Source organism: Ruegeria atlantica (assembly GCF_013033965.1).
GTDB lineage: Bacteria > Pseudomonadota > Alphaproteobacteria > Rhodobacterales > Rhodobacteraceae > Ruegeria > Ruegeria atlantica_D.
This window is the reverse complement of sequence record NZ_WQFE01000006.1, coordinates 82,552-109,257: the sequence shown is the minus strand read 5'-3', so window position 1 is coordinate 109,257 and position 26,706 is coordinate 82,552. Positions and strand designations below refer to the sequence as shown.

At 57.2% G+C, this 26,706-nt stretch carries 24 protein-coding genes and 1 pseudogene; 17 read left to right on the top strand and 8 right to left on the bottom strand.

Features of this window, described 5'->3' with window-relative positions; all coding sequences use genetic code 11:
* Positions 1-222: 222 nt before the first annotated feature.
* From GOW16_RS12830 to GOW16_RS12780, 11 genes are all read left to right on the top strand, one after another.
* A complete protein-coding gene (locus GOW16_RS12830; RefSeq protein ID WP_170415565.1) occupies positions 223-1,056 on the top strand; it encodes an FAD binding domain-containing protein in 834 nt (277 codons plus the stop codon).
* On the top strand, positions 1,049-3,799 hold the full coding sequence (locus GOW16_RS12825) for a molybdopterin-dependent oxidoreductase (RefSeq protein WP_170415563.1): 2,751 nt from the start codon (positions 1,049-1,051) through the stop codon (positions 3,797-3,799). The genes GOW16_RS12830 and GOW16_RS12825 overlap by 8 nt, the downstream gene beginning before the upstream one ends.
* Positions 3,789-5,282: a 6-hydroxynicotinate reductase gene (locus tag GOW16_RS12820; RefSeq protein WP_170415560.1), complete on the top strand. Its 1,494-nt coding sequence runs from the start codon at positions 3,789-3,791 to the stop codon at positions 5,280-5,282. Before GOW16_RS12825 ends, GOW16_RS12820 begins: the two co-directional genes overlap by 11 nt.
* A gap of 6 nt (positions 5,283-5,288) precedes the next feature.
* Entirely contained in the window at positions 5,289-6,152 is an 864-nt protein-coding gene (locus GOW16_RS12815) for a UPF0280 family protein (RefSeq protein WP_170415558.1), read from the top strand.
* Positions 6,145-6,726: an amino acid synthesis family protein gene (locus GOW16_RS12810; protein ID WP_170415555.1), complete on the top strand. Its 582-nt coding sequence runs from the start codon at positions 6,145-6,147 to the stop codon at positions 6,724-6,726. Before GOW16_RS12815 ends, GOW16_RS12810 begins: the two co-directional genes overlap by 8 nt.
* On the top strand, positions 6,723-7,304 hold the full coding sequence (locus GOW16_RS12805; RefSeq protein ID WP_170415553.1) for an amino acid synthesis family protein: 582 nt from the start codon (positions 6,723-6,725) through the stop codon (positions 7,302-7,304). The genes GOW16_RS12810 and GOW16_RS12805 overlap by 4 nt, the downstream gene beginning before the upstream one ends.
* Positions 7,305-7,392: 88 nt before the next feature.
* Positions 7,393-8,607: an ABC transporter substrate-binding protein gene (locus GOW16_RS12800; protein WP_170415551.1), complete on the top strand. Its 1,215-nt coding sequence runs from the start codon at positions 7,393-7,395 to the stop codon at positions 8,605-8,607.
* A gap of 67 nt (positions 8,608-8,674) precedes the next feature.
* Complete coding sequence (locus GOW16_RS12795) at positions 8,675-10,519, top strand: ABC transporter permease (RefSeq protein ID WP_170415549.1); 1,845 nt, start codon at positions 8,675-8,677, stop codon at positions 10,517-10,519.
* On the top strand, positions 10,516-11,289 hold the full coding sequence (locus GOW16_RS12790; protein WP_170415547.1) for an ABC transporter ATP-binding protein: 774 nt from the start codon (positions 10,516-10,518) through the stop codon (positions 11,287-11,289). The genes GOW16_RS12795 and GOW16_RS12790 overlap by 4 nt, the downstream gene beginning before the upstream one ends.
* On the top strand, positions 11,282-11,983 hold the full coding sequence (locus GOW16_RS12785) for an ABC transporter ATP-binding protein (protein WP_170415545.1): 702 nt from the start codon (positions 11,282-11,284) through the stop codon (positions 11,981-11,983). The genes GOW16_RS12790 and GOW16_RS12785 overlap by 8 nt, the downstream gene beginning before the upstream one ends.
* A gap of 72 nt (positions 11,984-12,055) precedes the next feature.
* Entirely contained in the window at positions 12,056-12,481 is a 426-nt protein-coding gene (locus tag GOW16_RS12780) for a MarR family winged helix-turn-helix transcriptional regulator (RefSeq protein ID WP_170415543.1), read from the top strand.
* On the opposite strand, the gene GOW16_RS12775 is transcribed toward GOW16_RS12780, so the two are convergent.
* Positions 12,476-13,588 (bottom strand): CaiB/BaiF CoA transferase family protein, encoded by a 1,113-nt coding sequence (locus GOW16_RS12775; protein WP_170415541.1) that lies wholly within the window; start codon positions 13,586-13,588, stop codon positions 12,476-12,478. The two genes, GOW16_RS12780 and GOW16_RS12775, sit on opposite strands and share 6 nt — an antisense overlap.
* Before the next feature lie 270 nt (positions 13,589-13,858).
* Between GOW16_RS12775 and fdxA the strand changes: the two genes are divergently transcribed.
* Together fdxA and GOW16_RS12765 are read left to right on the top strand one after the other, a co-directional pair.
* Entirely contained in the window at positions 13,859-14,188 is a 330-nt protein-coding gene (gene fdxA, locus GOW16_RS12770) for a ferredoxin FdxA (protein ID WP_170415539.1), read from the top strand.
* 9 nt (positions 14,189-14,197) lie between these two features.
* On the top strand, positions 14,198-15,004 hold the full coding sequence (locus GOW16_RS12765; RefSeq protein WP_170415537.1) for a ferredoxin--NADP reductase: 807 nt from the start codon (positions 14,198-14,200) through the stop codon (positions 15,002-15,004).
* 76 nt (positions 15,005-15,080) lie between these two features.
* On the opposite strand, the gene GOW16_RS12760 is transcribed toward GOW16_RS12765, so the two are convergent.
* Both GOW16_RS12760 and GOW16_RS12755 read right to left on the bottom strand, forming a co-directional pair.
* Entirely contained in the window at positions 15,081-15,851 is a 771-nt protein-coding gene (locus tag GOW16_RS12760) for a crotonase/enoyl-CoA hydratase family protein (protein ID WP_170415535.1), read from the bottom strand.
* 9 nt (positions 15,852-15,860) lie between these two features.
* Positions 15,861-16,622: an SDR family NAD(P)-dependent oxidoreductase gene (locus GOW16_RS12755; protein ID WP_170415532.1), complete on the bottom strand. Its 762-nt coding sequence runs from the start codon at positions 16,620-16,622 to the stop codon at positions 15,861-15,863.
* A gap of 208 nt (positions 16,623-16,830) precedes the next feature.
* On the opposite strand from GOW16_RS12755, the gene GOW16_RS12750 reads away from it, so the two are divergent.
* The 4 genes from GOW16_RS12750 to GOW16_RS12735 are packed head-to-tail and all read left to right on the top strand — an operon-like array spanning position 16,831 to position 21,890.
* A complete protein-coding gene (locus GOW16_RS12750) occupies positions 16,831-18,675 on the top strand; it encodes a feruloyl-CoA synthase (RefSeq protein WP_170415530.1) in 1,845 nt (614 codons plus the stop codon).
* On the top strand, positions 18,672-20,300 hold the full coding sequence (locus tag GOW16_RS12745) for an acyl-CoA dehydrogenase family protein (protein WP_170415528.1): 1,629 nt from the start codon (positions 18,672-18,674) through the stop codon (positions 20,298-20,300). Before GOW16_RS12750 ends, GOW16_RS12745 begins: the two co-directional genes overlap by 4 nt.
* Positions 20,301-20,316: 16 nt before the next feature.
* Positions 20,317-20,730 carry a Zn-ribbon domain-containing OB-fold protein gene (locus GOW16_RS12740; protein ID WP_170415526.1) on the top strand — a complete coding sequence of 138 codons (414 nt, stop codon included), beginning with the start codon at positions 20,317-20,319 and terminating at the stop codon, positions 20,728-20,730.
* A gap of 11 nt (positions 20,731-20,741) precedes the next feature.
* Positions 20,742-21,890 carry an acetyl-CoA acetyltransferase gene (locus tag GOW16_RS12735; RefSeq protein WP_170415525.1) on the top strand — a complete coding sequence of 383 codons (1,149 nt, stop codon included), beginning with the start codon at positions 20,742-20,744 and terminating at the stop codon, positions 21,888-21,890.
* Between the two features lie 278 nt (positions 21,891-22,168).
* Here GOW16_RS12735 and GOW16_RS12730 read toward each other — a convergent pair whose 3' ends face one another.
* The 5 genes and pseudogenes from GOW16_RS12730 to GOW16_RS12710 all read right to left on the bottom strand — a co-directional run bounded on the left by GOW16_RS12730 (position 22,169) and on the right by GOW16_RS12710 (position 26,701).
* A complete protein-coding gene (locus GOW16_RS12730) occupies positions 22,169-23,338 on the bottom strand; it encodes an amidohydrolase family protein (protein WP_170415522.1) in 1,170 nt (389 codons plus the stop codon).
* A gap of 328 nt (positions 23,339-23,666) precedes the next feature.
* Positions 23,667-24,248: a hypothetical protein gene (locus GOW16_RS22785; protein ID WP_254429763.1), complete on the bottom strand. Its 582-nt coding sequence runs from the start codon at positions 24,246-24,248 to the stop codon at positions 23,667-23,669.
* Between the two features lie 44 nt (positions 24,249-24,292).
* Positions 24,293-24,463, bottom strand: a pseudogene (locus GOW16_RS23080) (hypothetical protein); the annotation flags it as partial.
* Positions 24,438-24,791, bottom strand: coding sequence for a hypothetical protein (locus tag GOW16_RS12715; protein WP_170415515.1), 354 nt, complete (start codon positions 24,789-24,791; stop codon positions 24,438-24,440). The pseudogene GOW16_RS23080 and the gene GOW16_RS12715, both read right to left, overlap by 26 nt.
* Before the next feature lie 140 nt (positions 24,792-24,931).
* Complete coding sequence (locus tag GOW16_RS12710) at positions 24,932-26,701, bottom strand: acyl-CoA dehydrogenase family protein (protein ID WP_170415514.1); 1,770 nt, start codon at positions 26,699-26,701, stop codon at positions 24,932-24,934.
* Positions 26,702-26,706: the final 5 nt, after the last annotated feature.

Here is a 26,706-nt window from a genome sequence, read left to right as displayed (position 1 = left end):
AACAAAGCGCTGAAAAATTGCTCAGATTCACCGCGCCCAAAGCGAAAGTTTTTTCTGCTCTTTGAAAATAAAGGAAAAGACTAAGCGTTCGCCTGTATCTGAACACGTTACCCACCGCCTTTCCGGACGAGAAAAATCGACCCAAACAAATCGTTGACATTTTTTTTGTTCGCGTAATATCATTTGTGTACTAACGAGAAAAATCTCATCAGGACAGACACTTTGCGGTATCTATCTCCCAACTCGCTCGATGATGCGCTTGAATTGCTGGCAACCCATGATTTGACGGTTGTCGCTGGCGGCACTGACTTTTTTCCGTCCCGGCAGCGTCATGAACTGCATACCGACATACTGGACATCACGCGCATTAACGGTCTTTCAGGAATCACGTTTTCGGATGGACGTTGGAAAATCGGTGCCGCAACAAGCTGGACGAACATTGCCCGTGCTAATCTGCCTGATGCGTTCAGGGGTCTGCAATTAGCCGCTCGAGAAGTCGGTAGCTTGCAAATCCAAAATAGCGGCACGATCGCAGGGAACCTGTGCAACGCTTCGCCCGCTGCTGACGGCGTACCGCCGCTACTGACACTTCAGGCCAGCGTCGAGCTCGGCTCGGCCCGTGGATTTCGTGAAGTGCCCTTGTCAGAGTTCATAACTGGTGTCCGCAAAACGGCGCTGTCTAACGGTGAGATTGTGACAGCCGTCTATCTCCCCGCCCCTCCCAAAGGAGCCGTTGGCCACTTCGAAAAGCTCGGCGCGCGGCGCTATCTTGTGATCTCGATCACGATGACGTCGGTTATTGTCGGCCTAGATGAAGACCGCCGGATCAACTATGCCCGCGTCGCCGTGGGGGCCGCCTCAGCCGTGGCACAAAGGCTGAACCGCCTCGAAGCGGACTTGATCGGTAAGCCCATCGACGCTGTTGAAGTTTTACCCAATCATTTGGCGCCTCTCAGTCCGATTGATGACGTCCGCGGCGACGCCGCATTCCGGCTGGACGCTGTGGCTGAACAATGCATCCGGGCAATTGCAGAGGCAGGGCAACACCATGGATAAACGCGCAGATGAGTTCACGACCGAATTCACCCTGAACGGCACCCCCGTCAGCGCAGTACCGCGTGCAGGTGAACGCCTTTCGGAAATGCTGCGCGAGCGGCTTTCAGCCCGCGACGTTAAAATCGGATGCAATGCCGGCGATTGCGGTGCTTGCACGGTTCTGGTCGATGGTGATCCGGTCTGCGCCTGCCTGGTTCCGGCGCAGCAGGCTGCCGGGAGGTTTGTGGAAACGGTGTCCGGCTTGACGCAGGACGACCAGATTGCCAGGCGTTTGGCGGACAGCTTTCAAAATCACGGTGCAGCGCAGTGCGGGATCTGCACACCTGGCATGATGACCGCCGCCGTTGCGTTGCTGCGCCAGACCTCCGAGCCGGACACCGAACAGGTTCAGGATGCCCTTGGCGGTGTTTTGTGCCGTTGCACTGGATACCGCAAAATAATCGACGCTGTTGTGACCGCCGGTGCGCCTGCCCTGCAAGCGGCGACCGCTGGACATGCTGGTGATGCGATTTGGCGCGTTGATGGGCACGACAAAGTTAATGGCGCTGAGCTATTTGGCGACGATGTTGCCCCGGCAGGCACGCTGGAAATCCAGGTGATCCGATCCCCTTACCACCGTGCAGGATTTTCATTTGGCGATCTGGACGCATGGGCCAACGAAACTCCAGGGGTCGAAGCGGTCCTGACTGCGGCGGACATCCCCGGGCGCAACAATTTTGGCGTTATACCCGATTTTGCAGACCAACCTGTATTTGCAAAATCCGAAGCTCGGTTCCGTGGCGAGGCCGTCGCCGCGATTGTTGGCTTGCCCGAGGTTCTGGCTACCTTCGATCCTGCAAGTTTCCCTGTTACGTGGGAAGAACGACCCGCCACGCTGGATTCGCTTGATGCAATGACGCCCGAAGCCGCTCAGCTGCATCCAGGTCGCGACGACAACATCATGTGCAGCGGGTTTGTGAAATGCGGCGCACCAGAAACCGCGCTGGACGACGCAGACGTTGTTGTCGAAGGCCATTTCCGTTCGGGTTTTGTTGAACACGGCTATATCGAACCCGAAGCCGGTTTCGCCGAGATCGTGAACGGTCGGGTTGAGGTTCATGCCTGCACTCAAGCTCCGGTGATGGATCTGGATGCGCTTGAGATCATTTTGGGGATGCCGCGCGATCAGATCCGTATTGTTCCGACCGGCGTCGGTGGCGGGTTCGGCTCGAAACTTGATATCTCGGTGCAGCCTTTTCTGGCGCTTGCAGCGCTCAAAACCGGCAAACCGGTGCGGCTGACATACTCCCGGACCGAGTCCATGCAGTCTACCACCAAACGCCACCCCTCGGACCTTCAGGTCAAGATAGGCGCAACCAAGGATGGTCGCATCAGTGGAATGACCTTTGACGGGTTGTTCAACACTGGCGCCTATGCCAGTTGGGGACCGACCGTGGCCAACCGGGTGCCCGTCCACGCCTCGGGTCCCTACAGAATTGCCAATTACCGCGCCGAAGCCAAAGGCATCCACACACATTGCCCGCCATCCGGCGCGTTCCGTGGGTTTGGCGTGCCTCAGTCTGCTATTGCGCAGGAAAGCCTGTTTGATGAACTGGCGGATAAACTGGGCATCGACCCGCTTGAATTCCGCATCAACAATGCGCTGGAGAACGGGGTGCCCACCGTTTGTGGGCAGATTTTTGAACAAGGCGTCGGCATTCGTGCGTGCCTCGAAGCGCTGCGTCCTGCATGGGCCGAAGAAAATGCGGCGGTTGAGACATTCAATGCCCAAAATGGCATATTGAAACGCGGCGTCGGACTGGCAGCAGGCTGGTACGGATGTGGCAACACCTCGCTGCCCAACCCGTCGACGATCAAATCCGGTATCCGGTCGGATGGCAGTTTGGTCCTGCACCAAGGGGCCATGGACATCGGCCAGGGCGCAAACACGGTAATCACGCAGATTTTTGCCACTGCGCTTGGCGTGCCAGTTTCACAGATCGAAATCATCGGCGCAGATACGGATGTGACGCCGGATGCCGGCAAAACCTCTGCTTCACGTCAAACCTATGTCTCGGGCAGCGCAGCGCGCCTGTCGGGTGAAGCGATGCGGGCTCAGATACTGTCCCGCGTGAACGCCGGGCCGGATGCGGTGATTTCGCTGAACGCAGGTGCGATCGGAGTGGACGACAGCGGGCGGAAACATTCCATCGACCTGACAGCGCTGGAGCCGGACGCCGAAGGTTACGTTCTGCGTGCCGAAGAAACCTATGACCCGCCAACTAAACCGCTGGACGAAAATGGTCAGGGCATTCCTTATGCACAGTTTGGTTATGCCGCGCATCTGGCGGTGGTCGAAGTAGACACGAAGCTGGGTACGGTGAAGCCGATCAAGTTCGTGGCGGCGCATGATGTCGGCAACGCGATCAACCCGATGCTGGTTGAGGGTCAAGTACAGGGCGGTATCGCACAAGGTCTAGGCATGGCGCTGATGGAAGAATACCTGCCTGGTCGTACCGAGAACCTGCATGACTACCTGATCCCGACCATCGGCGACATTCCTCCGATCGAAACCCTCATCATCGAGGAAGCGGATGCCCACGGCCCCTACGGCGCCAAAGGGCTGGGAGAGCACGTGCTGATCCCCACAGCCCCGGCCCTTTTTAACGCAATCAAACGCGCCTGTGGCGTCAGACTGACCCAAGGCCCCGCCACGCCCGCAAAACTGCGCGCAGCAATCAAGGAACTGACAGATGGCAACTGAACGCGCCACACCAGAGAAAATTCGCTGCGATGCCTGCCCGGTGATGTGCTACATCGCAGACGGCAAGGCCGGTGCCTGCGACCGATATGCCAACCATGGTGGCGATCTGGTCCGTCTGGATGCGCTGACCATCATCGAAAGCACAGAAGACACACGGCTTGTCCCCTTTCTGAAGGATGGCAAAGACCCGGAAGATTGGGACGGCGATATCGTGCAGGGCAGACGGCCCTTTGTGACCGCCGTTGGCGCGGGCACGACCTACCCCGACTACAAACCCGCGCCTTTTATCGTCAGCCAAGACGTGGCGGGCGTGGATATGGTCACTGTCGTGACCGAGGGGATTTTTTCGTATTGTGGCGTCAAGGTGAAGATCGACACAGACCGACATATCGGCCACGAGCGTGATGTTGTTCGCGTCAATGGTGAGCCGGTCGGGCACGTCATGACATCGGAATACGGCTCCAAGATGTTGTCATTGGGTGGTGTTGAACACCTGACCGGCGGCAGCAAGAAAGAAGGGCGAATTACCTGCGATGCATTGCTTCGGCTGTGCAATCGCGAGGCCGTCGAGATGGTGATTGGCGACGAAGGCCATGAAACCACGGTTGTGGTTCAGGCTGGCAAAGCGCCCGTCATCAACGGGATCGAAGAAAAACTGATGCGGGTGGGCTGTGGCTCGGCCACGATTGGGATGTTCGCCAAACAATGGGTTGAACATGTGGATGACGTGGTTGTGGTCGACGACCACATCACCGGCGTTTTGTCCGAGCATCAGGCAGGCAAACTGCTGGATGTCGAGCCCACCGGCATCAAGATCAATGGCCGTCGCTCCACCCCGGGTCGGTATTTTCAGGTCGCAGAACCCGGCACGGGCTGGGGCGGCACGGATATTGAAGACCCCTTGAAGATCCTAGGCGATTTCAACCCGAAACACGCCCGTGAAGGTATGAGCCTGCTGATGGTCTCCACCACCGGTGAGCAGTATGGCTATTTTGAACTGGATGCCGAACTGAAACCTCAGCCCGCCGATATCCCTGCGGCGCTGAAAGCGTCTGCCGAGCTGATTGCGGAAAACTGTGAACCTTCGGTCTGCTCGGTCCTGTTCATGGGCGGCGCGGGCGGCAGCCTGCGGGCAGGCGTCACGGAAAACCCGGTTCGGCTTACGAAATCCGTCAAGGATTCGCTGACTTTTGTGTCCTGTGGCGGGGCCGAGGCCTATGTCTGGCCGGGTGGTGGCATCACTGTGATGGTTGATGTTCTGGATATGCCCACCGGATCGTTCGGATACGTGCCGACCCCAGCACTGGTCGCCCCCATCGAATTCACGATGCGCGTCAGCGACTATGGCACGCTTGGCGGACACATGGATGAGATCAAGCCAGTTGCCGATGTCGTCTCGGACGAGGCCCGCAAAGTGGATCAGTTCGAAAACCAGCCTGACCCGATGGCGTCGACAAATTATCGCTGGGCGAAAGGGGCATAAGGCCAGATGCAACCCACCTCTGTCATATTGCCGTGCGGTCGCAGATTGCATCTGCAACACGGACCAATCGACCTGATTGTCGAGGCGGAGGGCGCGCGAGATATTGCATTTGAAGCTGCGCGGGTAAGGTTCGACACGATCCTGCAAGATTTGGTTGACGAACTGGCACTGTTAAAATCGCCTTTGACTGCTAACACCACCCACCCAAATGGACGGGTGGCGCGACGCATGGATGATGCTGCCCGACCCCATTCGAATGTGTTCGTGACCCGCATGGCCGCTGTTGCCGGAGCCGTTGCCGACGAGGTTCTTGCGGCAATGCTACACGCCACGCCGCTGAGCCGCGCGTCGGTCAACAATGGTGGTGACATAGCTATACACTTGGAGCCCGGTCAAGAATTCCGCATCGCCATGAGTGGGCTAGACAGCCGCGACCTAGGTCGCATTGCCATACGCGCAAACGACGGAATTGGCGGCATCGCCACATCGGGTCGCGGCGGGCGCAGCTTGAGCCTTGGAATTGCCGACAGCGTGACAGTACTGGCCAGCAACGCAGCAATGGCCGATGTTGCGGCTACTTTGATCGCCAATGCGGTCGATCTGCCCGGCCATCCGGCCATCCGGCGCGTTCCCGCCAATCAACTAAACGATGACAGCGATCTGGGCGACCTGCCCGTCCCGGTCTCTGTCGGTCAACTCTCTGCCGAACACATGCGCGACGCCCTGTCACACGGCCTGAACACTGCCGAGACCATGCTGAAGCGCGGTTTGATTACTGCCGCTCATCTGTCTCTTGGCGCTCACTCCTGCCAGACGGGTGCATCCCAACTGGTGATTTCCAGCACACAAAAGGTTCCAGAATATGCCTGACGTTCAACTGCGAAAAAAGCTGTTTTCGCTTGAAGAAATCTATCACGAAGGCGGACCGGTGCCCGACACGCCGCTGGTGCGGGTGGCCGCAATGGCCGTGATCGCCAACCCATTTGCAGGCCGGTACGAACCCGAAATTCAGGGCTTTATGGAAGACCTCAAACCTCTGGGTCTGGAAATGGCACAAGCCCTGATCGACATGCTGGGCGGTCCGGAAAACGTCCAGGGCTATGGCAAAGGTTCCTTGGTTGGCGAAGGTGGTGAACTAGAACACGGCGCGCTGTGGCATGCCCCTGGCGGCTACGCGATGCGTCAGTTGCTGGGCACTGCTAACGCGATTGTGCCGTCGTCCAAGAAAGTCGGCGGTGTGGGTGCGCGACTGGATGTACCGATCACACATATCAACGCCTCATACGTGCGCAGCCACTTCGACAGTATGGAAGTCGGCTGCAATGACGCCCCTCGGGCGGGCGAGCTGGCTTTTTCGCTGGTCATGACAACCGGACCGCGGGTCCATTCGCGCTCGGGCGGGCTTGAAGCCTGGGACATCAAAGGAGAGGACGGCCTAAGATGACAAAGATCCGGAAGATTGCAGTCAACGTCGAGGAAACCCATATCGAGGCGGGCCGTGCGATCGCGCCTGCCACACGCAAAGCGGTGGCCGTGGCCGTCATCGAAAATCCGTTTGCCGGGCAATATGTCGAGGATCTGACCCCCTTGATGGAGACCGGCGCAGAACTGGGTACCCTACTGGGCCGTCGCTGTGTCGAGGCCCTTAACATCACGCCGGAACAGGCCGAAAGCTATGGCAAATCGGCGATGGTGGGCGAAAATGGTGAGCTGGAACATGCCGCCGCGATCCTGCACCCCAAGCTTGGCGCGCCGTTGCGCAAAGAGGTCGAAAAAGGCGCTGCGCTTGTGCCCTCGTCCAAGAAGATGGGCAGCCCCGGCCAAGTTCTGGACGTGCCCTTGGGCCACAAGGACGCGGCTTATGTCCGCAGCCACTTCGACGGGATTGAGGTGCAACTAAACGACGCCCCCCGCGCAAACGAAATCATGGTTGCCGTAGCCGTCACCGACAGCGGACGACCACTGCCACGTGTAGGTGGGCTGACGAATGAGGAGGCAGAAGGCAAAGACGGGCTGCGCTGAATGTAGCAGTTACGCTCTTTAGGGCTGACAACACATTAAGAAGCCGGGATAACTGGCCGTGAACAATGATCATTGGGAGGATTTTGAAATGAACCTGATCAGACGCACGGTACTGGGCGCGCTTGCTGCGATGCCCCTCACCGGTTTGACGACTGGGATCAGCCTGGCACAGGACACAATCGTGTTGGGTGAGGTTAACAGTTATACTCGCCTGCCCGCTTTTACAGAGCCCTACAAGAAGGGTTGGCAATTGGCGGTCGAACAGATCAACGCCGCAGGCGGGATCGACGGCAAGCAGCTTGAGGTGATCAGCCGCGACGACACCGGCGATCCGGCAACAGCGATCCGTATTGCCGAAGAGCTGGTCTCAAAAGACGGCGCCGTTCTGATCTTTGGCACTTTCCTGTCCAATATCGGCCTGGCCGTTTCCGACTTCGCCAAGCAGAAGGAAGTTCTGTTCCTCGCCTCCGAGCCTTTGTCTGATGCCATTGTCTGGTCCAAGGGTAACAAATACACCTATCGCCTACGTCCCTCCACGCACATGCAGGCCGCAATGCTGGCCGAGCAGGCTGCAAAACTGGACGCTGTGAAATGGGCCACGGTCGCGCCAAACTACGCTTACGGGCAGGATGCGGTGAAAGCCTTCAAAGCGGAACTGACCAAACTGCGCCCGGATGTCGAGTTTGTCGAAGAACAGTGGCCGCCGGTCTTCAAAATCGACGCGGGTTCTACCGTCCGCGCGCTTGAGGCTGCGAAGCCAGATGCCATCTACAACGTGACCTTTGGTGGTGATCTGGCCAAATTCGTGCGCGAAGGTTCGCTGCGCTTCCTGTTCGAGGACCGCGATGTGGCGTCTTTGCTAACTGGCGAACCCGAGTATCTCGACCCTCTGGGAGCAGAGGCACCCACGGGCTGGATCGTCACCGGCTATCCATCCACCGACATCGAAACGGATGAGCACAAGGCCTTTGCTGATGCCTATATGGAGAAGTTCGGCGAAGCGCCCAAAACCGGTTCGATCGTCGGCTACAACTCGATCCTCGCCATCGCTGCAGCGTTGGAAAAGGCCGGATCTACAGACACCGACGCGCTGCTGACCGCGATGGAGGGTCTGATCGTCGAAAGCAGCCCGACCGGCCCCTTCACCTTCCGCGCAGCGGATCACCAGTCCACGATGGGAGCTTATGTTGGCAAGACCGGCATGGTCGACGGCAAACCGTCCATGGTTGACTGGGCCTACGCGGATGGTGCGGATTACCTGCCCAGCGAAGACGACGCAGCAGCATTGCGCCCAACCGAATAAGTCGGCTTTGGCGGGGCGGTGACCGCCCCGCCCCACAAAAAGAACACAAACAAGGGACGGTGGCCCGATGGGGTTCTATTTTGCACAGCTACTGACTGGACTGGCGAACGCATCTTCGCTGTTTCTGATCGCATCCGGGCTTTCGATCATTTTTGGCGTGACCCGGATCGTGAACTTTGCGCATGGCTCGTTCTATATGGTGGGCGCATACATCGCCTACACGCTGGTTTCACTCTGGAGCGGCAGCATTTTCGGGTTCTGGGTAAGCGTCCTTTTGGCTGCGATGGTCGTCGGGATGATCGGTCTCGTGATCGAGCTGACTATCCTACGGCGCATCTACCACGCCCCTGAGCTGTTCCAACTGGTCGCAACTTTTGGCGTTGTTTTAATTTTTCAGGATGCCACGCTGGCAATTTGGGGCGCTGAGGACCTTTTAGGTCCCCGCGCTCCGGGTCTGAACAGCGCGGTTCGCATAATGGGAGAGCCAATTCCCGAATATGACCTCGCCTTGATCGCCATCGGACCCGTTGTTCTATTGGCCATCTGGCTGCTGTTTCACAAAACTCGCTGGGGTGTTCTGGTTCGGGCCGCCACGCAAGACCGCGAGATGGTCGGAGCGCTTGGCGTCAATCAGGCCTGGTTGTTTTCGGCCGCCTTCGTGCTCGGCTCGTTCCTGGCGGGACTGGGAGGTGCGCTGCAAATCCCACGCGAGGCAGTATCGCTGCAGATGGACCTTTCCATCATCGGCGAGGCATTCGTCGTCGTCGTCATTGGCGGTATGGGCAGCGTATCCGGCGCGTTCGTCGCTGCGGTCCTGATCTCGGTCCTGAATGCCTTTGCGATCCTGATCTTCCCGCAGATCTCAATCGTGTTGCCCTTCGTCATCATGGCGATCGTCCTGATCTTCCGCCCTCATGGCTTGTTCGGCAAACCAGGCAGCGAAAAAGGAGCACCCGAAGAGCCAGACCAACCACTGGCGCTGATGGATCAGAAATCGGCAATGGTTCTGATGGCTGCTTTACTTGTTCTCGCAATCAGCCCCGTATTCACCGCTGACTTCACCACGGTTCTGATGGTGGATGTCATGGTCGCGACCCTGTTCGCCGTATCGCTACATTTCATGATGGGCGTTGGAGGCATGGTCAGTTTCGGACATGCCGCTTACTTCGGAGTCGGAGCTTACGGGGCCGCAATGGCGGTCAAGTTCCTTGGGTTTGGCATGATCCCAGCGATGATCTTCGGACCAGTTTGCGCGGTGCTGGCGGCCCTGTTCTTTGGTTGGTTCTGCGTACGGTTGTCCGGCGTTTACCTTGCCATGCTGACCCTGGCAGCAGCCCAGATCCTGTGGGGTGTCACATTTCAATGGCAGGAATTCACTGGCGGCGATGACGGCATCTTAGGTGTCTGGCCAGCCAAATGGGCCAGCGCGGACAAAGTCTACTTCTACATCGCTTTCGTCTTTTGTATCGGAGGAATATGGGCACTGCGCCGCGCTGCGTTTTCTCCGTTCGGATATATTCTGCGTGGCATACGTGACAGCCAGACCCGGGCCGAAGCTATCGGCATCGACACCCGGTTTCATCAATGGATGGGCTTTGTTTTGGCGGGCGGCTTTGCTGGTCTTGCAGGGGTAGTATTCGCCTTTTCCAAAGGTAGCGTGTTCCCCGACACTCTCGGCATCGCGCTTAGTATTGATGGGCTCATCATGGTTCTGCTTGGGGGCATTCATGCGCTTGCCGGACCAATCCTTGGGGCCGGAGCATTTGTCCTGATTGAAGACTGGGTCACACGGCTGGACTACTGGCGCTTTATCTTCGGAGCGATCATTCTGATCGTCGTCCTGCTGGCACCGGACGGTATTGCAGGCGGCATTCAACGCCTGTTGCGTGGCCTGAAAGGAGGCCGGGCATGACTAACGTTCTCGAAGTCCGCAACCTGTCCAAATCATTCGGCGGCGTGCAGGCCGTGAAGGATGTTCATTTCGATCTGAAGGAAGGGGAATTCCTTGCCCTAATAGGTCCGAACGGCGCGGGCAAAACCACGTGTTTCAACATGCTGAATGGCTACCTGAAACCAAATGCAGGCTCAGTATCCTTGCGTGGTCAGGCCCTGATCGGCCATCCTCCACGCAAGATCTGGCGCATGGGCGTTGGCAGAACATTCCAGATTACGGCGACATTCCTGTCGATGACTGTTGTCGAAAACGTCCAGATGGCGCTGATCTCGCATCATCGGCGGGTGTACGATCTGTTTTCACGCGCGACGCGGCTGTACGTGGACGAAGCGATGGCGCTATTGGAATTGGTCTCGATGCAGGATCAGGCCGGTCGGGCCTGTTCAGAACTCGCATATGGTGATCTCAAACGGCTGGAACTGGCGATTGCATTGGCCCATGAACCTGCCCTGCTGTTGATGGACGAACCAACCGCCGGCATGGCTCCATCCGAGCGGCTCGCCCTGATGGCGCTGACTGCTGAGATCGTGGCCAAAGGGGGCGTGAGCGTGGTGTTTACCGAGCACGACATGGATGTGGTGTTTGCCCATGCCCATCGCATTCTGGTCCTGAACCGGGGTGAGTTGATCGCCGAAGGCACCGGATCGGAAATCCGTACCAACCCATTGGTCCAAGAGGTATATCTGGGCGGCGGTTCAGTTTTTGAAGCGGAGAGCGCGCATGCTTGATGTCACAAACCTCGGGGCTTGGTACGGCCGCGCGCAAATCCTAAACGGTGTTTCGCTGAGCGTCGGTGAAAACGAAGTGGTTGCGCTGATGGGCCGAAACGGCGCGGGCAAATCAACCACCATGAAGTCCATTATGGGATTGGTGCGCCACATTGATGGCACCATCCGCTATGCAGAAAATGAGATTCGGGGGAATACCCCGCATGCGATCTGCCGCCTTGGTATGGGCTACGTCCCCGAAGACCGCCGGATTTTCGGAGATCTGACCATCGAAGAGAACCTTGAGGTCGGGCGTCGAGAAGCGCGTCCGGATGCGCCCGAATGGACCCAGAAACACCTGTTTGAGCTGTTTCCCAATCTGGCCGAACGCCGCAAAAACCTGGGCAAACAACTGTCGGGTGGGGAACAGCAGATGCTGACCATCGCCCGCACGTTGATGGGTAATCCGAAGCTGGTTCTGTTGGATGAGCCATCGGAGGGGATTGCTCCGGTCATTGTCGAACAGATGGCTCGCGTTATTGCGGAACTGAAAAGAGAAGGCTTGTCAGTGTTGATCAGTGAGCAGAACCTGCATTTCGCACGTATCGTGTCGGATCGGGCTTATATAATCGAAAAAGGGGAAATGCGGTTCGAAGGCAGTTTCGCAGACCTAGACGGAAACCCTGAAATTTCAAACACCTATCTTGCCGTCTAGCACCAAAACCTTGTCGGAAGGGTATGCCTTTGTTTATTATAATACAAACAATTGAATCAGGCAGGGGCTGTCATGACTGAATCCATTGAAAGCTATGCGCTGGACGAGCAGGTCGGCTATCTGCTGCGGCTAGCGAACCAGCGCCACGCGTCGATTTTTCAGTCGCACACACTGGAAGGTCTAACGCCTACGCAGTTTGCTGCGCTGATCCGTATTGCCGAATTGGGCAAATGCTCTCAAAACCGGTTGGGGCGACTGGCAGCGATGGATGTTGCGACGATAAAGGGTGTCGTCGACCGCTTGCGGCAAAAGGGATTGACGGTTGTTGAACCTGATCCGGATGACAAGCGACGCACGCTGATTTCGCTATCCCCTGAAGGCGGGGAAATGGTCGCGCGGATGAAGGATGTCGGCCAGCAAATCACCAACGAAACACTCAAGCCTCTGACGGCCGCTGAACAACGCAACCTGATCCGGATTCTACGGAAAATCTCATGATTTGACGGGCCGTTTGGCCGACGCTTTGTTCAACTGCAGTTCGGACCGGGAAAACCGGATCGGGGTCCGCAGGCCGGGCACGCCTTCCGGGTTGATCTGCATCCCGCGATGCTGAATTTGTGGGTCGCTCAGCGCTTCGTGGACGGAATTGATCGGACCGCCGGGCACACCGCGCTGTTCCAAGGCCGCCAAGAGGTCGGCCTTGGTCCATTCCTTGCAGGACGTCGTCAGCAGTTCTGTCAACACGGCGCGGTTTTCCACACGGTCCGCATTGGACACAAACCGCGGATCTTCAATCAAACCGGGAAGGCCCAGAATCTCGCACAGGCTTGCATATTGCCGATCGTTTCCACAGGCGATGATGATGTGCCCATCCTCCACCGGAAACACCTGATAAGGTACAATGTTGGGATGGGCATTGCCCAACCGCGTCGGGCATTTACCCGAGGCCAGATAGTTCATCGCCTGATTGGCCAGAACGCCCGTCATACAATCCAGCAGGCTCAGGTCCACGTGTTGCCCCTGCCCCGAGCGCTCTCGTTCAGCAAGCGCGGCCTGAATGCCGATCACACCGTAGAGACCCGTGAAGATATCAGCAAAGGCTACACCGATCTTTTGCGGCTCTCCCTCGGGGTCGCCTGTCAGGTCCATGATCCCACTCATGCCCTGGATCAGAAAATCGTATCCCGCCCGATGGGCATAAGGGCCATCCTGACCGAAGCCCGTGACAGACGCGTAAACCAGCCGGGGATTGATCTTTTTTACGCTGTCATAGTCAAGGCTGAATTTCTTCAGCCCTCCGACCTTGAAGTTTTCAATCAGCACATCCGCATCGCGGATCAGGCCCAACAATTTTTCCCGATCATCTTCTTCCCGGAAATCCAAGGCGATACTGTCTTTGCCCCGATTGGCCGAATGGAAGTATGCAGCCGTCCTGTCGCCATCGCGGTCGATAAACGGAGGACCCCACTTGCGGGTATCATCACCCTCCGGGCTTTCGATCTTGAGGACATCCGCACCCAGATCAGCCAATGTCTGTCCGATCCATGGCCCGGCCAGGATGCGGGCAAGCTCGATCACTTTTAATCCTTGCAAGGGTGCGCTCATGGTCTGAACCTTAAGAAAATTGTTGCTATCTTCCAGTCTGCAATCGGAATCGAATCCGACAATTCACACAACAGCACAGGCGCAATCTCTTGGCACCCTGAACGTCTGTCATATCGTCCCGACAAAGTGTCCTAATTTTGTTTGTACACTAACTTGTTTTGCCGCCTGGTCAAGAGTTTCGGATCAGGAATTTTTCGTTTGTATAAAAACGTATTGACAGGCAGGCAATTCTCACAATATTCATTCGTATACTAACGAATAGGTAGCCCCATGACTTACGTCGTCACCGAAAACTGCATCAACTGCAAATTCACCGATTGTGTGGAAGTTTGCCCCGTGGACTGCTTCTACGAAGGGGAAAACACGCTGGTCATTCACCCCGACGAGTGCATTGACTGCGGCGTGTGCGAACCGGAATGCCCCGCCGATGCAATCCGCCCGGACACCGATGACGGAATGGAGAAGTGGGTCGAATTAAACGGCAAATACGCAGAGGCGTGGCCCGTCATCACCGAAAAGAAAGACCCGATGCCCGACGCAGACGACTGGAACGGCAAAGAAGGCAAACTGGAGCTTTTTTCTGAAGCTCCGGCAGAATAGGAGACCAATATGTCGCTGGATTCCACGACCAAAACCGAATTCCCCATTCCTGCGGGCGTGTTTGCCGAAACCGTGACAGAGGTGAAGCATTACACCGACCGGTTGTTCAAGTTCCGCATCACCCGTCCGGCATCCTTCCGGTTTAGATCCGGTGAGTTCGTGATGATTGGCCTGCCGAACGCGGAGAAACCTGTTTTCCGCGCCTATTCTATCTCGTCACCTAGTTGGGACGAGGAAATTGAATTCTATTCGATCAAGGTTCCCGGCGGCCCCCTGACCGAACACCTGCAGAAAATCCGCGAAGGCGACACGATTTTGATGCGTAAAAAGCCCACGGGCACACTGGTCAACGATGCCTTGTTGCCGGGCAAACGGCTTTGGATGTTTTCCACCGGCACTGGCATTGCGCCATTTGCATCGCTGATCCGCGACCCCGAAACTTATGAAAAATTCGATGAAGTGATCCTAACCCACACCTGTCGGGAAAATGGCGAGTTGGATTACGGCAAAGAACTGGTCGCCGCGCTCAAATCTGATCCTCTAGTTGGCGAGATGGCGCAGAATTTGCGCCACTACTGCACCCTCACACGTGAGGACTATCCGTTTCAGGGTCGCATCACCGATCTTATGGCATCGGGCAAAGTTTTCGATGATCTGGACCTACCGCCAATTTCACCTGAAACAGATCGCGGAATGATCTGCGGCTCGATGGCGATGCTTCAGGACACCAAGGCCGCGCTGGAAGGGTTCGGGCTGGAAGAAGGCGCGAACAACAAGCCTGCAACATTTGTGGTCGAACGCGCTTTTGTCGATTGACCAACCGGGGCCCTGCCCCACCCGACACCGGGATCTGGTGAAACGCTCTCACACCAGATCCCGCGTGTCTCGGGACTTACTGATTGTCCCGCTTTCCAGTTTTTTTCAGAAATGCCTCCATCCCGGCTCGCGCTTCTGGTGAGGACTGGGCGATCGCCGCCGCCAGACTTTCGGTAAAGAAGCCATCACTGGCTGACATGTCGTTGATACGCGTGATCGCCTGCATCATCATATAGTTAGACAGCGGCGCATTCTCGGTCACACGCCGGGCCAGTTCCATCGCCTTGTCGAACGCGGTCCCGTCGGGTTCGACATAATGCGCGAGCCCCAGTTGCAGACCTTCGCCCGAGTCATAACGGCGGCCCGTCAACATCATCTCCATCATCCGGCTGGCCCCGATGATCCGGCCAACGCGCACGGTTGCGCCGCCGCCGACAAAGATCGCGCGCCGTCCTTCGGGCAGTTCATAGAACGTATCCTGTTGTGAAACCCGAATGTGGGCGGTCATGGCAAGTTCCATTCCGCCGCCCAGAACACCGCCGTTCATCGCGGCGACAACCGGAACCCGGCCGTATTCGATCTTGTCGAAAATTCGGTGCCACAGGCGGCATTCATGCATCGCCCCTGCGGCATCCCGCATCGAGTGTTCAAGTAGGTCCAACCCGGCACAGAAATGCTGACCTGAACTTCGGATCACCACCGCGCCGATCTCATCGGGAAGGGTGTCGAAGTAATGCTCGATCTCGAACAACAGCCCGTGGTTGATCGCGTTGAACTTTGCAGGCCGGTCCAGTGTCAGGATTCCGATTGCGCCGTCTGTTTCTGAGTTGATATGTGTGTAGTTCATTGCAAAGCCTTACTTGGGTTCCAGACGGATCGCGCCGTCCAGACGCACGCATTCTCCGTTCAGCATGGTGTTTTCGATGATATGTCCCGCCAGCCGCGCGAATTCGGCAGGTTGCCCAAGACGCGAGGGGAAGGGAACTTTAGCGCCCAGACTGTCCTGAATCTCTTGCGGCAGCAAATCCATCATTGGGGTCGAGAAGATGCCCGGCGCAATCGCCATAACCCGAATGCCGGAACGAGCGAATTCACGCGCTGCAGGCAACGTCAAACTGGCGACACCCCCTTTTGAGGCGGAATAGGCCGCCTGCCCGATCTGCCCTTCGAACGCGGCAGCCGACGCAGTGTTTATGATGATCCCCCGCTCATTGTCATCAAGAGGATCGTTCTGCATGATCCGTTCAGCGGCCAGTCGCATAACATTGAAGGTGCCGATCAGGTTGATCTGGACCGTACGGGCGAATCCCTCCAGCGCGGCCGGGCCATCGCGCCCAACGATCCGCTCGCCATGTGTGACACCAGCGCAATTGACGACAATACGGGGCAGACCATTGGCGGCAATCGCAGTCTCCAGCGCGTCCGTGACCTGAGCCTCATTGATGACGTCGCATGGCGCGGCGATAGCCTTCAATCGATTTGCCGCCTCATCCAGCTTGTCGCCGGGCAAATCGAATAGCGCGACCTTCGCCCCGCACGATGTAAGAAACTCAGCCGTCGCGAACCCCAAACCCGAGGCACCCCCAGTCACAATCGCTGATGCGTTTTTGATTTTCATGAATTGTCTCCTTGTGCGGTTCGGGTGCCATGACGCAACGAAATCGAACTACGATCTTGCACAATTTCCTGTCGCATCTTACCCGTCAAAATTGAACTTAGTGAACGATCAATAATACATTTGCATACTAACAAGTTTTTGGATAGCCTGATTTTCAAAAGTTGCATCATGTCGCGTCCGAAGCGGCCAGATGGCAGGGAGAGAGAAGATGAGCATTTCAGCCCGACATAGCGAAGATGGCGTGGTGCATATCCAAAAATTCGCGCCGTCACAGGTATTGCACGAAGATCTGGGCGAAGGCGCATTCGTATTGCGCAGCCCTTACCCGTTGAAAATAGATGTAAAGTGCGTTTCCGAATATTTGGAACGCTGGGCGGATGAAACACCCGATCGCCTGTTTTTGGCAGAGCGTGGACCGGACGGTGAATGGGTCAGCGTCACCTATTCCGAGGCTTTGGCACAAACCCGTTCACTGGCTGCATTTTTATTGAACAAAGGGCTGAGTAAAAATCGCCCACTGTTGATTCTGTCGGGCAATTCGATCCGGCACGGCCTGCTGATGCTAGCGGCCATGCATGTAGGCATTCCGGTGGTGCCAGTATCTGTCCCATATTCTCTGCTCGACGAGTCTCTGGCCAAGCTTCGCCATATCGTCCAGACCACCAATCCTGGTATGGCGTATGCCGATAATGCCGAAAGTTACGCCCGAGCTTTTGAGTTTCTTGGGTCAAAAGGCATCGAGCAACTGTCGGATAACGGCGCTTTGACGTTTGAACACGCTCTGGAAGCCAAAGCTGGCGAAAAAGTTGCCCTGGCGCGCGCCACAGTGGATCACGACACATTGGCCAAAGTTTTGTTCACCTCTGGCTCGACCGGTTTGCCAAAAGGGGTCATCGTTACACAACGCATGATGCTGGCCACTCAGGAAGCTGTGGTGCAGATTTGGCCGTTTTTGGAAGCCGCCCCGCCTGTCGTGGTGGACTGGTTGCCTTGGAATCATACGTTTGGCGGCAATTTCAACTTCAACATGATGTTGCGCAATGGCGGTAGTTTCTATGTCGATGACGGGAAGCCCGTGCCGGGTGAGATCGAAAAGACGATTCGCAACGTGCGCGATGTCTCACCGACCCTGTTCTTCAACGTGCCCCGCGGCTTCGACATGCTGTTGCCGGTCCTGCGCGAAGACGCAGCCTTTCGCAGCGCCTTTTTCAAGCGACTTGATCTGATCTTTTTCTCAGGAGCAGGCCTGCCTGACCACCTATGGGAAGGTCTTGAACAGTTGGGCATTCAGGAACAGGGGGAGAAGGTCCCCTTTGTCAGCGCCTGGGGCCTGACCGAGGCAATGATGGCCACATGTGTGCACTTCCCAATCGACAAAGCTGGCGTCATCGGGGTGCCGGGGCCAGGGTCCGAGCTCAAGTTCCTGCCCAATGGAGCCAAGTTGGAAATGCGCGTCCGCGGGCCGCATGTGACAACGGGTTATCTGAACAACCCCCAAAAGACCGCCGAGGCGTTTGATGAGGAAGGATACTTCCTGACTGGCGATGCAGGACGTCTGCAGGATCCCGATGATCCCTCGAAAGGCATCGTGTTCGATGGCCGCATCTCTGAGAATTTTAAACTGATGACCGGAACATGGGTCGCCGTAGGGAATCTGCGTGTTGCCTTGCTGCAAGCCCTCAGTCCGATTGCATCTGACGCGGTCATTACCGGGCATGACCGGACCGAAATAGGTGCGCTGCTGTTTCTGAACGCAGATGAGTGCAAGGCACTGACCGGACGGGACGACACTCTTGCGGGTTATGCCAACGATCCTACTCTGCGCGCCTTCATTTCTAAACGGTTGGCCGCATACAACGCTGGACAAACCGGCAGCGCCACGCGCGTGAAACGCGTTCGCATCGAACGCGATGCTCCGTCGGCCGAGAAAAACGAGATTACGGACAAAGGATATATTAATCAACGGCTTGCGTTGGAATTGCGAGCCAAAGCGGTTACTGAATTGTATAGCGGTGCCAACGATGTGATCTTCTCGGGGAAGGCCGCCACATGATCGACTACACCGCCTCTGAAGCCGAGATCGCATTTGTCCTCAAGCATATTGGCCGACCTGAACGCCTGCCGGATTGGAACGATGATCTGGCCGAGGCCGTGATCCCTGCCTTGGGCCGCTTTATCAATACCGAAATCGCACCTCTGGATGTGATCGGTGAAGAACAAGGCGCGCGTCTGGAAAATGGCCGGGTGCGAATGCCACCGGGCATGGTCGCCGCCTATAAGCGCTATGCCGATGCCGGATGGCCGGGCCTCTGTGCGCCTGAAAAATATGGCGGGCAAGAGTTACCACACATTCTGGGCGCGGTTCTGGCGGATATGCTGGCTGGCGCATGTATCTCCTATGAGATGGTCTTAAGCCTTGCACAGGGGTGCATTCGAACCGTGAATGCCTCGGGCAATGACGATCAGAAAGCGCGGTTGCTGCCGCCGCTGATCTCGGGTGAGTGGATGGCATCGATGTGCCTGACCGAACCGGACGCAGGGTCTGATCTGGGCCGGATCAAGACCTTAGCCACACGCGACGGTGACGAGTATGTACTTAGTGGTACGAAGATTTTCATCTCGGGCGGTGACCACGACTATACCGAGAACGTGCTGCATCTGGTCTTGGCTCGAACACCGAACGCAGCGCCAGGTGTGCGTGGACTGAGCCTGTTTGCCTGCCCTGCGGTGATGCCGGACGGAACGCGCAACCGGGTGCAAACCGTCCGCATCGAAGAAAAGATGGGCATGCATGCCTCACCCACCTGTCAAATGGCATTCGATGGCGCGAAGGCTGAATTGCTGGGCAAGGAAGGTCAGGGCCTGGCTGCCATGTTCACGATGATGAATGCCGAGCGTCTGGATGTGGCCCTACAAGCAGTTGGCCAAATGGACGTGGCTTTTCAACGCGCGCGGACACATGCCGTAAGTCGGCGTCAGGGCACAACAGCAGAAGGTACGGCACTGATCACCGAACACGGGGATGTCCAGCGCATGTTGCTGGATATCTACGCCTACACGCTCGGATGTCGGGCGATGGTTTATCGCACCCTTGTGGACATGGATCTGGGCGCAGATCAGGGTCTGCTGGATATCCTTACCCCAACCTGCAAGGCTTTTGCCACCGACGCCGTAAACGCGGCTTCTAGTCACGCGGTGCAAATTCACGGTGGCTATGGGTTCTGCAAGGAATACCGCGTTGAACAAATCATGCGTGACAGCCGGATCATGGCCATTTACGAGGGCACCAATGGCGTTCTGGCCACTGGGGTGGCCCGCCGCGCGATCCGCGCAAACGGCGGCGCGGCAGCAGATGCATTTGCCGAGCTGGTTGCAATTGGACCGACGTCGCTGGAGCTGGCCGACGCAATCGGCGCTTGGCAAGCGGCCACCAAAACCATGCAAACATGCGCTGATATCGGGCCGTCCGTCTCGGATTTTATGCGCCTAACGGGGCTGGTTTACTTTGGCCGCGTCTGGGCCAATCTCGAGGCTGTTGCGGATCACGCCCCGGAACCCGAGTTGTTGCGCGCCGCTGCCGCCCATGTCCGCGCGCGCATCCTGCCCGAAGCCGGATTGCTGCGGCACCGTATCCTCAATCCAGAACCTACGCATTCTGCGGCGATCTTTGCCGCGTGAACATCAAGGACGAAACATGACTGACTTTACCCTCCCCGAAGCCAGCCCTCAGGCTGACGCGGCATTCCGCGCGGGTCTGGCCGCCGGAAAATTCCTGATCCAGCGCTCAAAAACCACCGGAGAATACAACTTTTACCCCCGCGCACTGTCGCCCACCACCGGAGCCGATGATCTGGAATGGGTCGAAGCCTCAGGCCGCGGCACTGTCTACGCCTCGACCATCATCCGGCGGCCAGCGAAATACGGCGGCGATATCAACAACGTGCTGATTGATCTGGACGAAGGGCCGCGCATGTTTAGCCGTATCGTCGACGTGGACAACGAGGCGATCACCATTGGAATGAAAGTACAAGCAGTCGTGATGACCCCCGACTTTGGCCCCAATGCAAAATCCGGCGAAGCCGCCGTGTTCTTTAAGCCCGCGGAATAAGGATTTCAATCATGGCACATACACTTCGCGGCAAATCCGCAGTCGTCGGCAAAGGATATTGGGGTCTGGGCAAAACACCAAACACCTCTCCTATGGAGCTTATCGCCAAGGCGACACAAAACGCGCTGGCCGATGCCGGCATGGACCTGTCCGAGATCGACGGCGTCTGTGGCGGCACTTTTTACCACTTCTTCCCAACCCTCTCGATCGCTGAATACCTGGGCATCAAGCCGACATGGGCAAACTCAGATATGGTGGGCGGGTCGTCCTTTATGTCCTATCTAGTCGAAGCGACCATGGCGATTCAGGCCGGGCTGTGTAAGAACGTTCTGATCTGCTACGGCTCAAACGCCAAATCCGCGCGCGATCTCAACGGGTTGATCGAAACCCCGCAGTGGGAACGCGCCTATGAGCCGATGGTGCCGGTGCCAGGGTATGCCTTTACCGCGCAGCGCTATATGCACGAGTTCAATGTGCCCAAAGAGCATTTCGGCCATGTTGCCATCTCGGCCCGGAAATGGGCGCAGCTGAACCCGGACGCCACTATGCGCGACGAGCTGACGATGGAGGAGTACCTGAACTCGCCGATGGTCGCTGACCCGCTAGCAGTTCTGGATTGCTGCCTAATGTCAGATGGCGGAGCGGCGATCATCGTGACTTCGGCCGATCGCGCCAAAGATTATCAGGAAAAACCGGCCTACTTCCTGGGTGGCGGAAATGCGATTTCGCACCGCGAGATCAGTCAGGCCGCAACGCTGACCACAACCTGTGCAGCAGAAAGCGCGAAACGTGCGTTTGAGATGGCAGGCTTAACCACCAAGGACGTGGATGTGGTCGAGCTGTATGATGCATTCACCATCAACACGCTGCTGTTCCTCGAAGACATGGGCTTTGTGAAAAAGGGCGAGGCCGGGGCTTTTGTGGCCGATGGCAACATCGCGCCGGGCGGCTCGCTGCCGGTGAACACCAATGGCGGCGGCCTCAGCTGTGTGCACCCCGGAATGTACGGCCTATTTTGCCTGATCGAGGCGGCGACTCAAATCCGCGGCGACGGCGGTGATCGCCAGATCGACGATGTGAATATCGCGATTGCGCACGGCAATGGCGGTACGTTCTCGAACGAGTTCACGACCATCCTAGGCAGCGAAGCTGCGCTTTAAGTAACCAAAATGGGGGGCATTCGTGCCCCTCAACGCTCGAAGAAGTGAAAGACCGTTTATCGAACGGGCATTAAAAGGTTGGTGCAACCGTCAACTGAAACGTCCGTATCATTTTGGATTTTGTCACCGCGATAATGCGATCTGCCAAAGACGAACCCTCGGCAAAGGTCAGGTATCGGCGTAAGCAGACAATTGTAGATCAGGTCATTGTATTGGGTATTGGCCGACCGCCAATCCAGCGGTCGAACCCAGTTTTGAAACTTTCTTATCTAGCGCCTTTAGACGACCGGCACGCGCGAGGCAGGTGGCGTTGAACGCGAACGGCCGGTGCGCATCTTGCCATCTATCATAACTGCCCCGACGCCGGGGATGTTGCCAACGGACATGCCCTCCAAAACGTTCTTGCCGTCCGAACCTTCGGGGCGATCCATGAACACCAGATCGGCTGGACGGCCGGCCGCAATGATACCCTGCGCAAGATCCCGTCTCTTTGCCACGTTTCCTGTGCCACAGCACCAGGCTTGTTCGGCTGGCAAACCACCAAAACTGGCCAGCAGAGTTGCCATACGCAGCATTCCGTTCGGCTGCACGCCAGACCCCGCCGGTGCATCTGTACCAATCAGGAAGTCTGCAAGACGACCTTCAGCCAGCGCACCTTCCAGCGTCACAATTACGGACTTTTCGTTGCCATTATGTACCGCTTCAAGCGCACCTTTGGCGTGACGGCACAGCTCTCGGATTTCATCCTGCGAAATTGAGGTCGGTCCACCGTTGATATGGCTGACCACATCCGGCTGCGCCTCAAGCACGTCCTCTGCACGAACATCGTGCGAGCCCGCGATTGAAGGGCCGCCCGTATGCATGATCGTTTCAATGCCCAATTCACGACACCACCCGGTGACACGCGCCGCGTCGGGACCTTTGGCCACAGTTCCGAGGCCAATCTCACCGATATGCTGGATACCTGCCGCTTTTATTGCTGCGTAGAAGTCGCGGTCAAAATCAAGTTCCGGCACTGGCGCGCCCGCGAGCACCTTGGCGCCCGCCGGTCGGAAGTTCGAATAACAGCGTTGCGCTACGATCGCCAATGCCTTGACGCCTTCGGCATCCTTGGGGCGACCGGGCAAATGGACTTCACCAGCGGATACGAAGCTGGTGACGCCACCGTTTACGTTCATTTCGATCCAGCCAAGCTGGCTTTGGCGCGGGGTCCAATCGCCGAATACCGGGTGGCAATGTCCGTCAATCAGGCCCGGTGCGACTGCACAACCAGAGGCGTCGATGACGCGGTCAGAGGCACCGTCCTCAAAGCCCACAATCACTCCGTCTTCGATGAGAAGGCTATCGCTGTCCGCAACTGGCGAATCCAGATCACCGGTCAGTAGCAAACCGATGTTGCGGATTAGTGTGCGACCCTGTTCCGGCATGTCTTTTGGTGCGTCAGCCATCTGATCCCCCATTTGGTGTGTCAAATCGTTTCTAGTATCCGACCCCAAAAAGCACGCCCACAGGCCATCTGGCGGCCATACTTCCCTTGTCGATTTTCATTAGTATACAAGCGATATTCAGGCGCCTGTGTCAAGACCTTCCAGTCGTGCCACGCTGGAAGCTGCAACGCTATCAATCACGCCTATACGTCGGCCAATGCCGCCTTGGCATTCGACAGCCGCGCCCTGACGCATTGGGCCGACGGCGAATGTAGTCCCAGCTGGTTTCCCCTTGCCTTGAACCCCGGTTCCTGCGGTTGGGGACTATCGCCCCCAACTGTTCCCCAGCTCAGGAAAACGCTTTGATAACTTTCGCGAAATTTTCCAGCATCTCAAGCTCCTCTTCCTGCGTGAAATATCCGACGTGGTGCCAAACAACGAATTCTTCTGTCCCGTATTTCTTTTTCAATGCGCCGACCTGATCAGTCACCTGGTTCACGGTGCCAATCCAGACCCGCCCCATCGGCACATGATATGGTGGAGCCTTATAGGCGAAATTGAACGGTTCCTCAAAATCGCGATAGTGCTGTTCGGCCTGCGCGTCGGTCGATCCGATGGTCAAATGCCCGCCCAAAACCAGGTTGTTTCCAACCGTCAGATCGGTATGGCCATGGTGGTGCGCTTCTTCCAGATAGATCGGCATCGTCATATCCATGAACTCATCCTTGGACACAAAAGACACCAGCTTGGCACCTTCCTTGGCCCAGAACTTCGCCGTCTCCATCGACCACGAAAACGGCACGTAAAGCGGTGGAAAATCCCGCCCGTCGGTCCGCTTACGCGGGCACGGAACAATACCCATTTTGCGCAACGTGCCATTATCGTACACCGCGCCTTCGCCTCCATACTTTGCGGTCGGGGGGAGGGCCACGTGATGTTGTCCGCAGGGATGTTCCAAAACTCGCCATGATGATTAAAGGTTTCGTTGGTCCACGTCTTTTTGACCACGGCCCAACTTTCCTCCATCAATCGACGGTTCCGGGCATCTTCCTTGGATCGGTCAGATTGGGTTGTGGTGATATCCAGATGTTGCGCCAGTGTATTCAGCCAGCGTGGCGTTTTACCTCGGACAAAGCCACCGGACATGTGGTCGATCATTGCCAGATCTTCGGCCAGACGCATCGGGTGATGCACCGTCAGCGCCACACCTACCTACCTGCCCCACCATCAGGTTCTTTGTGTTGGCTGCAATGTGCAAGTTCCACAAAAGCGGGTTGGTCGTGATTTCGATCCCTTCCACCTGAAAGTGATGCTCGGTCATGCAAAACCCGGCATATCCATTATCATCGGCTAATTTCATCTGCTCGGTTGTCCGCGCCAGCAGCGTTTCATACCGATCCGGGTCCGAGCCCGGCAGGACGACATCTTCGCCTTTGGAATGCATATAGGGCTGCACGAGGATATGGGTTTTCATTGCATTACCCAAACTTAGTGATCGTTCACCAATTTCTATTCCCCATTCTGCCAGCGAAACTTGATTTGCGTCTAAAACGCAAAAAGGGCGCTCTGTTTCCAGAGCGCCCTTTAGCACCGCTGTCCGTGTAGAAGGAGGAGTTATAGACAGCGATCAGCCCGACATACAACACCAGGTTCACCGGCCTGCATGATCAATTCGTGGCTGACAGCACGGGGCAATGCCCGCGCCATAAAGGCGCGCGCTGCATCCACCCGATCCGCATAGTATTCTGGCGATTGAGAACCTGCTGCAGCCTTAGCCACCCGTGCAATCCGGGCGGACATCCAGGCCGATACGCTCAACGCCACGATTTCCAGATAGTCGCACGCCCCGGACAGCACGTCACCTTGCGCCGTGCCCAGCACCCAATCGGTCGCACGCCCAAGCCGTGATGCCGCATCGCGCAAGTTATTCTCTAAGTCAGAGAGGTCGTCGCCCAGTTTGCCCGCCTCGTCCAGCATATCGCCCACCAGACCCTTGATGACGGCACCATTGTCGCCGCGCACCTTACGCATAACCAGATCACGGGCCTGAACGGCATTGGTACCTTCGTAGATTTCAGTGATCCGCACATCACGCACTAGCTGTTCGACGCCGTAATCCTTGATGAAGCCATGCCCGCCATGCATCTGCACAGCCTCATTCGCCATTCGTGATCCCATGTCCGAAAGGTAGGACTTGATGACCGGCGTCAGTAGCGAAAGGCGCGCGTCTGCCACTTTGCGCTGCTCGGACGTAGCGGCACGATGAGCTTCGTCCAACAGGCCCGCTCCGAAATAGGCCAGCGCACGGCCAGCATCCATTTCGCCTTGCGCAGTCAACAGACGGCGGCGCACGTCCGCATGGGCGATCAGCGGATCGGCTGGGCCAGTCGGGTTCAAAGGTTCCCCGTCCGCGCGGCCCTGAAGGCGTTCATGGGCATAAGTAGTCGCGGTCTGAACCGCAGCTTCGGCCACGCCCAACCCTTGCAGGCCAACCGACAGGCGCGCGGCGTTCATCATCACGAACATCGCAGCCAGGCCCTTGCCCTCTTCGCCGACAATCCAGGCTTTGGTATCCTCGAAGGAAATGGCGCAGGTGGGTGATCCATGGATCCCCATCTTGTTCTCGATCCCGGCAATGGTGATCGTATTCTGCTCGTCCGTCGTGTTGTTATCTGCGTCCAACATGTATTTGGGCGCCAGGAACAGCGACAGCCCACGCGGTCCGGGCTGAGCGCCCTCGATCCGTGCAAGGATCAGATGGGCGACATTTTCCGACATGTCATGGTCGCCCCACGTGATGAAGATCTTGTTGCCGGTAATGGCATAAGATCCGTCATCATTGCGTACAGCCTTGGTGCGGATCAGACCCAGATCGGTGCCGCAATGCGGCTCGGTCAGGTTCATGGTCCCGGCCCAGTTGCCGGACGTCAACTGAGGACAATAGACAGCCTTTTGTTCATCCGAGCCATAGGCCATCAACGCTTCTACAACGCCGAAGTTCAGTTCGTGGATCAGAGCAAACGCCAGATTGGTTCCGGCCATCCCCTCCCGCAACGCGGCGTGCAGGACGAAAGGTAGCTGTTGGCCACCATATTCCTCTTCCAGTGCCAGCGCGTTCCAGCCGTCTTCGCAGAATACCTTATAGGCATCGCCAAAACCGGGGGCGGCATAGACCTGACCGTTCTCAAGCCGCGCGCCGGGGCTGTCGCCCGCCTCGTTGCAGGTGGCGAGGTTGTCGCGCACAAACCCGTTGATCGCGTCAACGACTGCAAAGAACGTATCCTTGTCGCAATGCTCGTACCCAGGCAGTGCCAGCGTCTTGTCGAGGTCCAGAACCTCATCCAGCAAAAAGGTAATGTCCCGCTGTGGGAGTTGATAGTCCATGCCTA

What these genes read in the sequence shown, in the direction of transcription:
- GOW16_RS12825 (WP_170415563.1), top strand. Translation starts at nt 1,049, where the DNA reads ATGGATAAACGCGCAGATGAGTTCACGACCGAATTCACCCTGAACGGC.
- GOW16_RS12820 (WP_170415560.1), top strand. Translation starts at nt 3,789, where the DNA reads ATGGCAACTGAACGCGCCACACCAGAGAAAATTCGCTGCGATGCCTGC.
- GOW16_RS12815 (WP_170415558.1), top strand. Translation starts at nt 5,289, where the DNA reads ATGCAACCCACCTCTGTCATATTGCCGTGCGGTCGCAGATTGCATCTG.
- GOW16_RS12810 (WP_170415555.1), top strand. Translation starts at nt 6,145, where the DNA reads ATGCCTGACGTTCAACTGCGAAAAAAGCTGTTTTCGCTTGAAGAAATC.
- GOW16_RS12805 (WP_170415553.1), top strand. Translation starts at nt 6,723, where the DNA reads ATGACAAAGATCCGGAAGATTGCAGTCAACGTCGAGGAAACCCATATC.
- GOW16_RS12800 (WP_170415551.1), top strand. Translation starts at nt 7,393, where the DNA reads ATGAACCTGATCAGACGCACGGTACTGGGCGCGCTTGCTGCGATGCCC.
- GOW16_RS12795 (WP_170415549.1), top strand. Translation starts at nt 8,675, where the DNA reads ATGGGGTTCTATTTTGCACAGCTACTGACTGGACTGGCGAACGCATCT.
- GOW16_RS12790 (WP_170415547.1), top strand. Translation starts at nt 10,516, where the DNA reads ATGACTAACGTTCTCGAAGTCCGCAACCTGTCCAAATCATTCGGCGGC.
- GOW16_RS12785 (WP_170415545.1), top strand. Translation starts at nt 11,282, where the DNA reads ATGCTTGATGTCACAAACCTCGGGGCTTGGTACGGCCGCGCGCAAATC.
- GOW16_RS12780 (WP_170415543.1), top strand. Translation starts at nt 12,056, where the DNA reads ATGACTGAATCCATTGAAAGCTATGCGCTGGACGAGCAGGTCGGCTAT.
- GOW16_RS12775 (WP_170415541.1), bottom strand. Translation starts at nt 13,588, where the DNA reads ATGAGCGCACCCTTGCAAGGATTAAAAGTGATCGAGCTTGCCCGCATC.
- fdxA (WP_170415539.1), top strand. Translation starts at nt 13,859, where the DNA reads ATGACTTACGTCGTCACCGAAAACTGCATCAACTGCAAATTCACCGAT.
- GOW16_RS12765 (WP_170415537.1), top strand. Translation starts at nt 14,198, where the DNA reads ATGTCGCTGGATTCCACGACCAAAACCGAATTCCCCATTCCTGCGGGC.
- GOW16_RS12760 (WP_170415535.1), bottom strand. Translation starts at nt 15,851, where the DNA reads ATGAACTACACACATATCAACTCAGAAACAGACGGCGCAATCGGAATC.
- GOW16_RS12755 (WP_170415532.1), bottom strand. Translation starts at nt 16,622, where the DNA reads ATGAAAATCAAAAACGCATCAGCGATTGTGACTGGGGGTGCCTCGGGT.
- GOW16_RS12750 (WP_170415530.1), top strand. Translation starts at nt 16,831, where the DNA reads ATGAGCATTTCAGCCCGACATAGCGAAGATGGCGTGGTGCATATCCAA.
- GOW16_RS12745 (WP_170415528.1), top strand. Translation starts at nt 18,672, where the DNA reads ATGATCGACTACACCGCCTCTGAAGCCGAGATCGCATTTGTCCTCAAG.
- GOW16_RS12740 (WP_170415526.1), top strand. Translation starts at nt 20,317, where the DNA reads ATGACTGACTTTACCCTCCCCGAAGCCAGCCCTCAGGCTGACGCGGCA.
- GOW16_RS12735 (WP_170415525.1), top strand. Translation starts at nt 20,742, where the DNA reads ATGGCACATACACTTCGCGGCAAATCCGCAGTCGTCGGCAAAGGATAT.
- GOW16_RS12730 (WP_170415522.1), bottom strand. Translation starts at nt 23,338, where the DNA reads ATGGCTGACGCACCAAAAGACATGCCGGAACAGGGTCGCACACTAATC.
- GOW16_RS12715 (WP_170415515.1), bottom strand. Translation starts at nt 24,791, where the DNA reads ATGAAAACCCATATCCTCGTGCAGCCCTATATGCATTCCAAAGGCGAA.
- GOW16_RS12710 (WP_170415514.1), bottom strand. Translation starts at nt 26,701, where the DNA reads ATGGACTATCAACTCCCACAGCGGGACATTACCTTTTTGCTGGATGAG.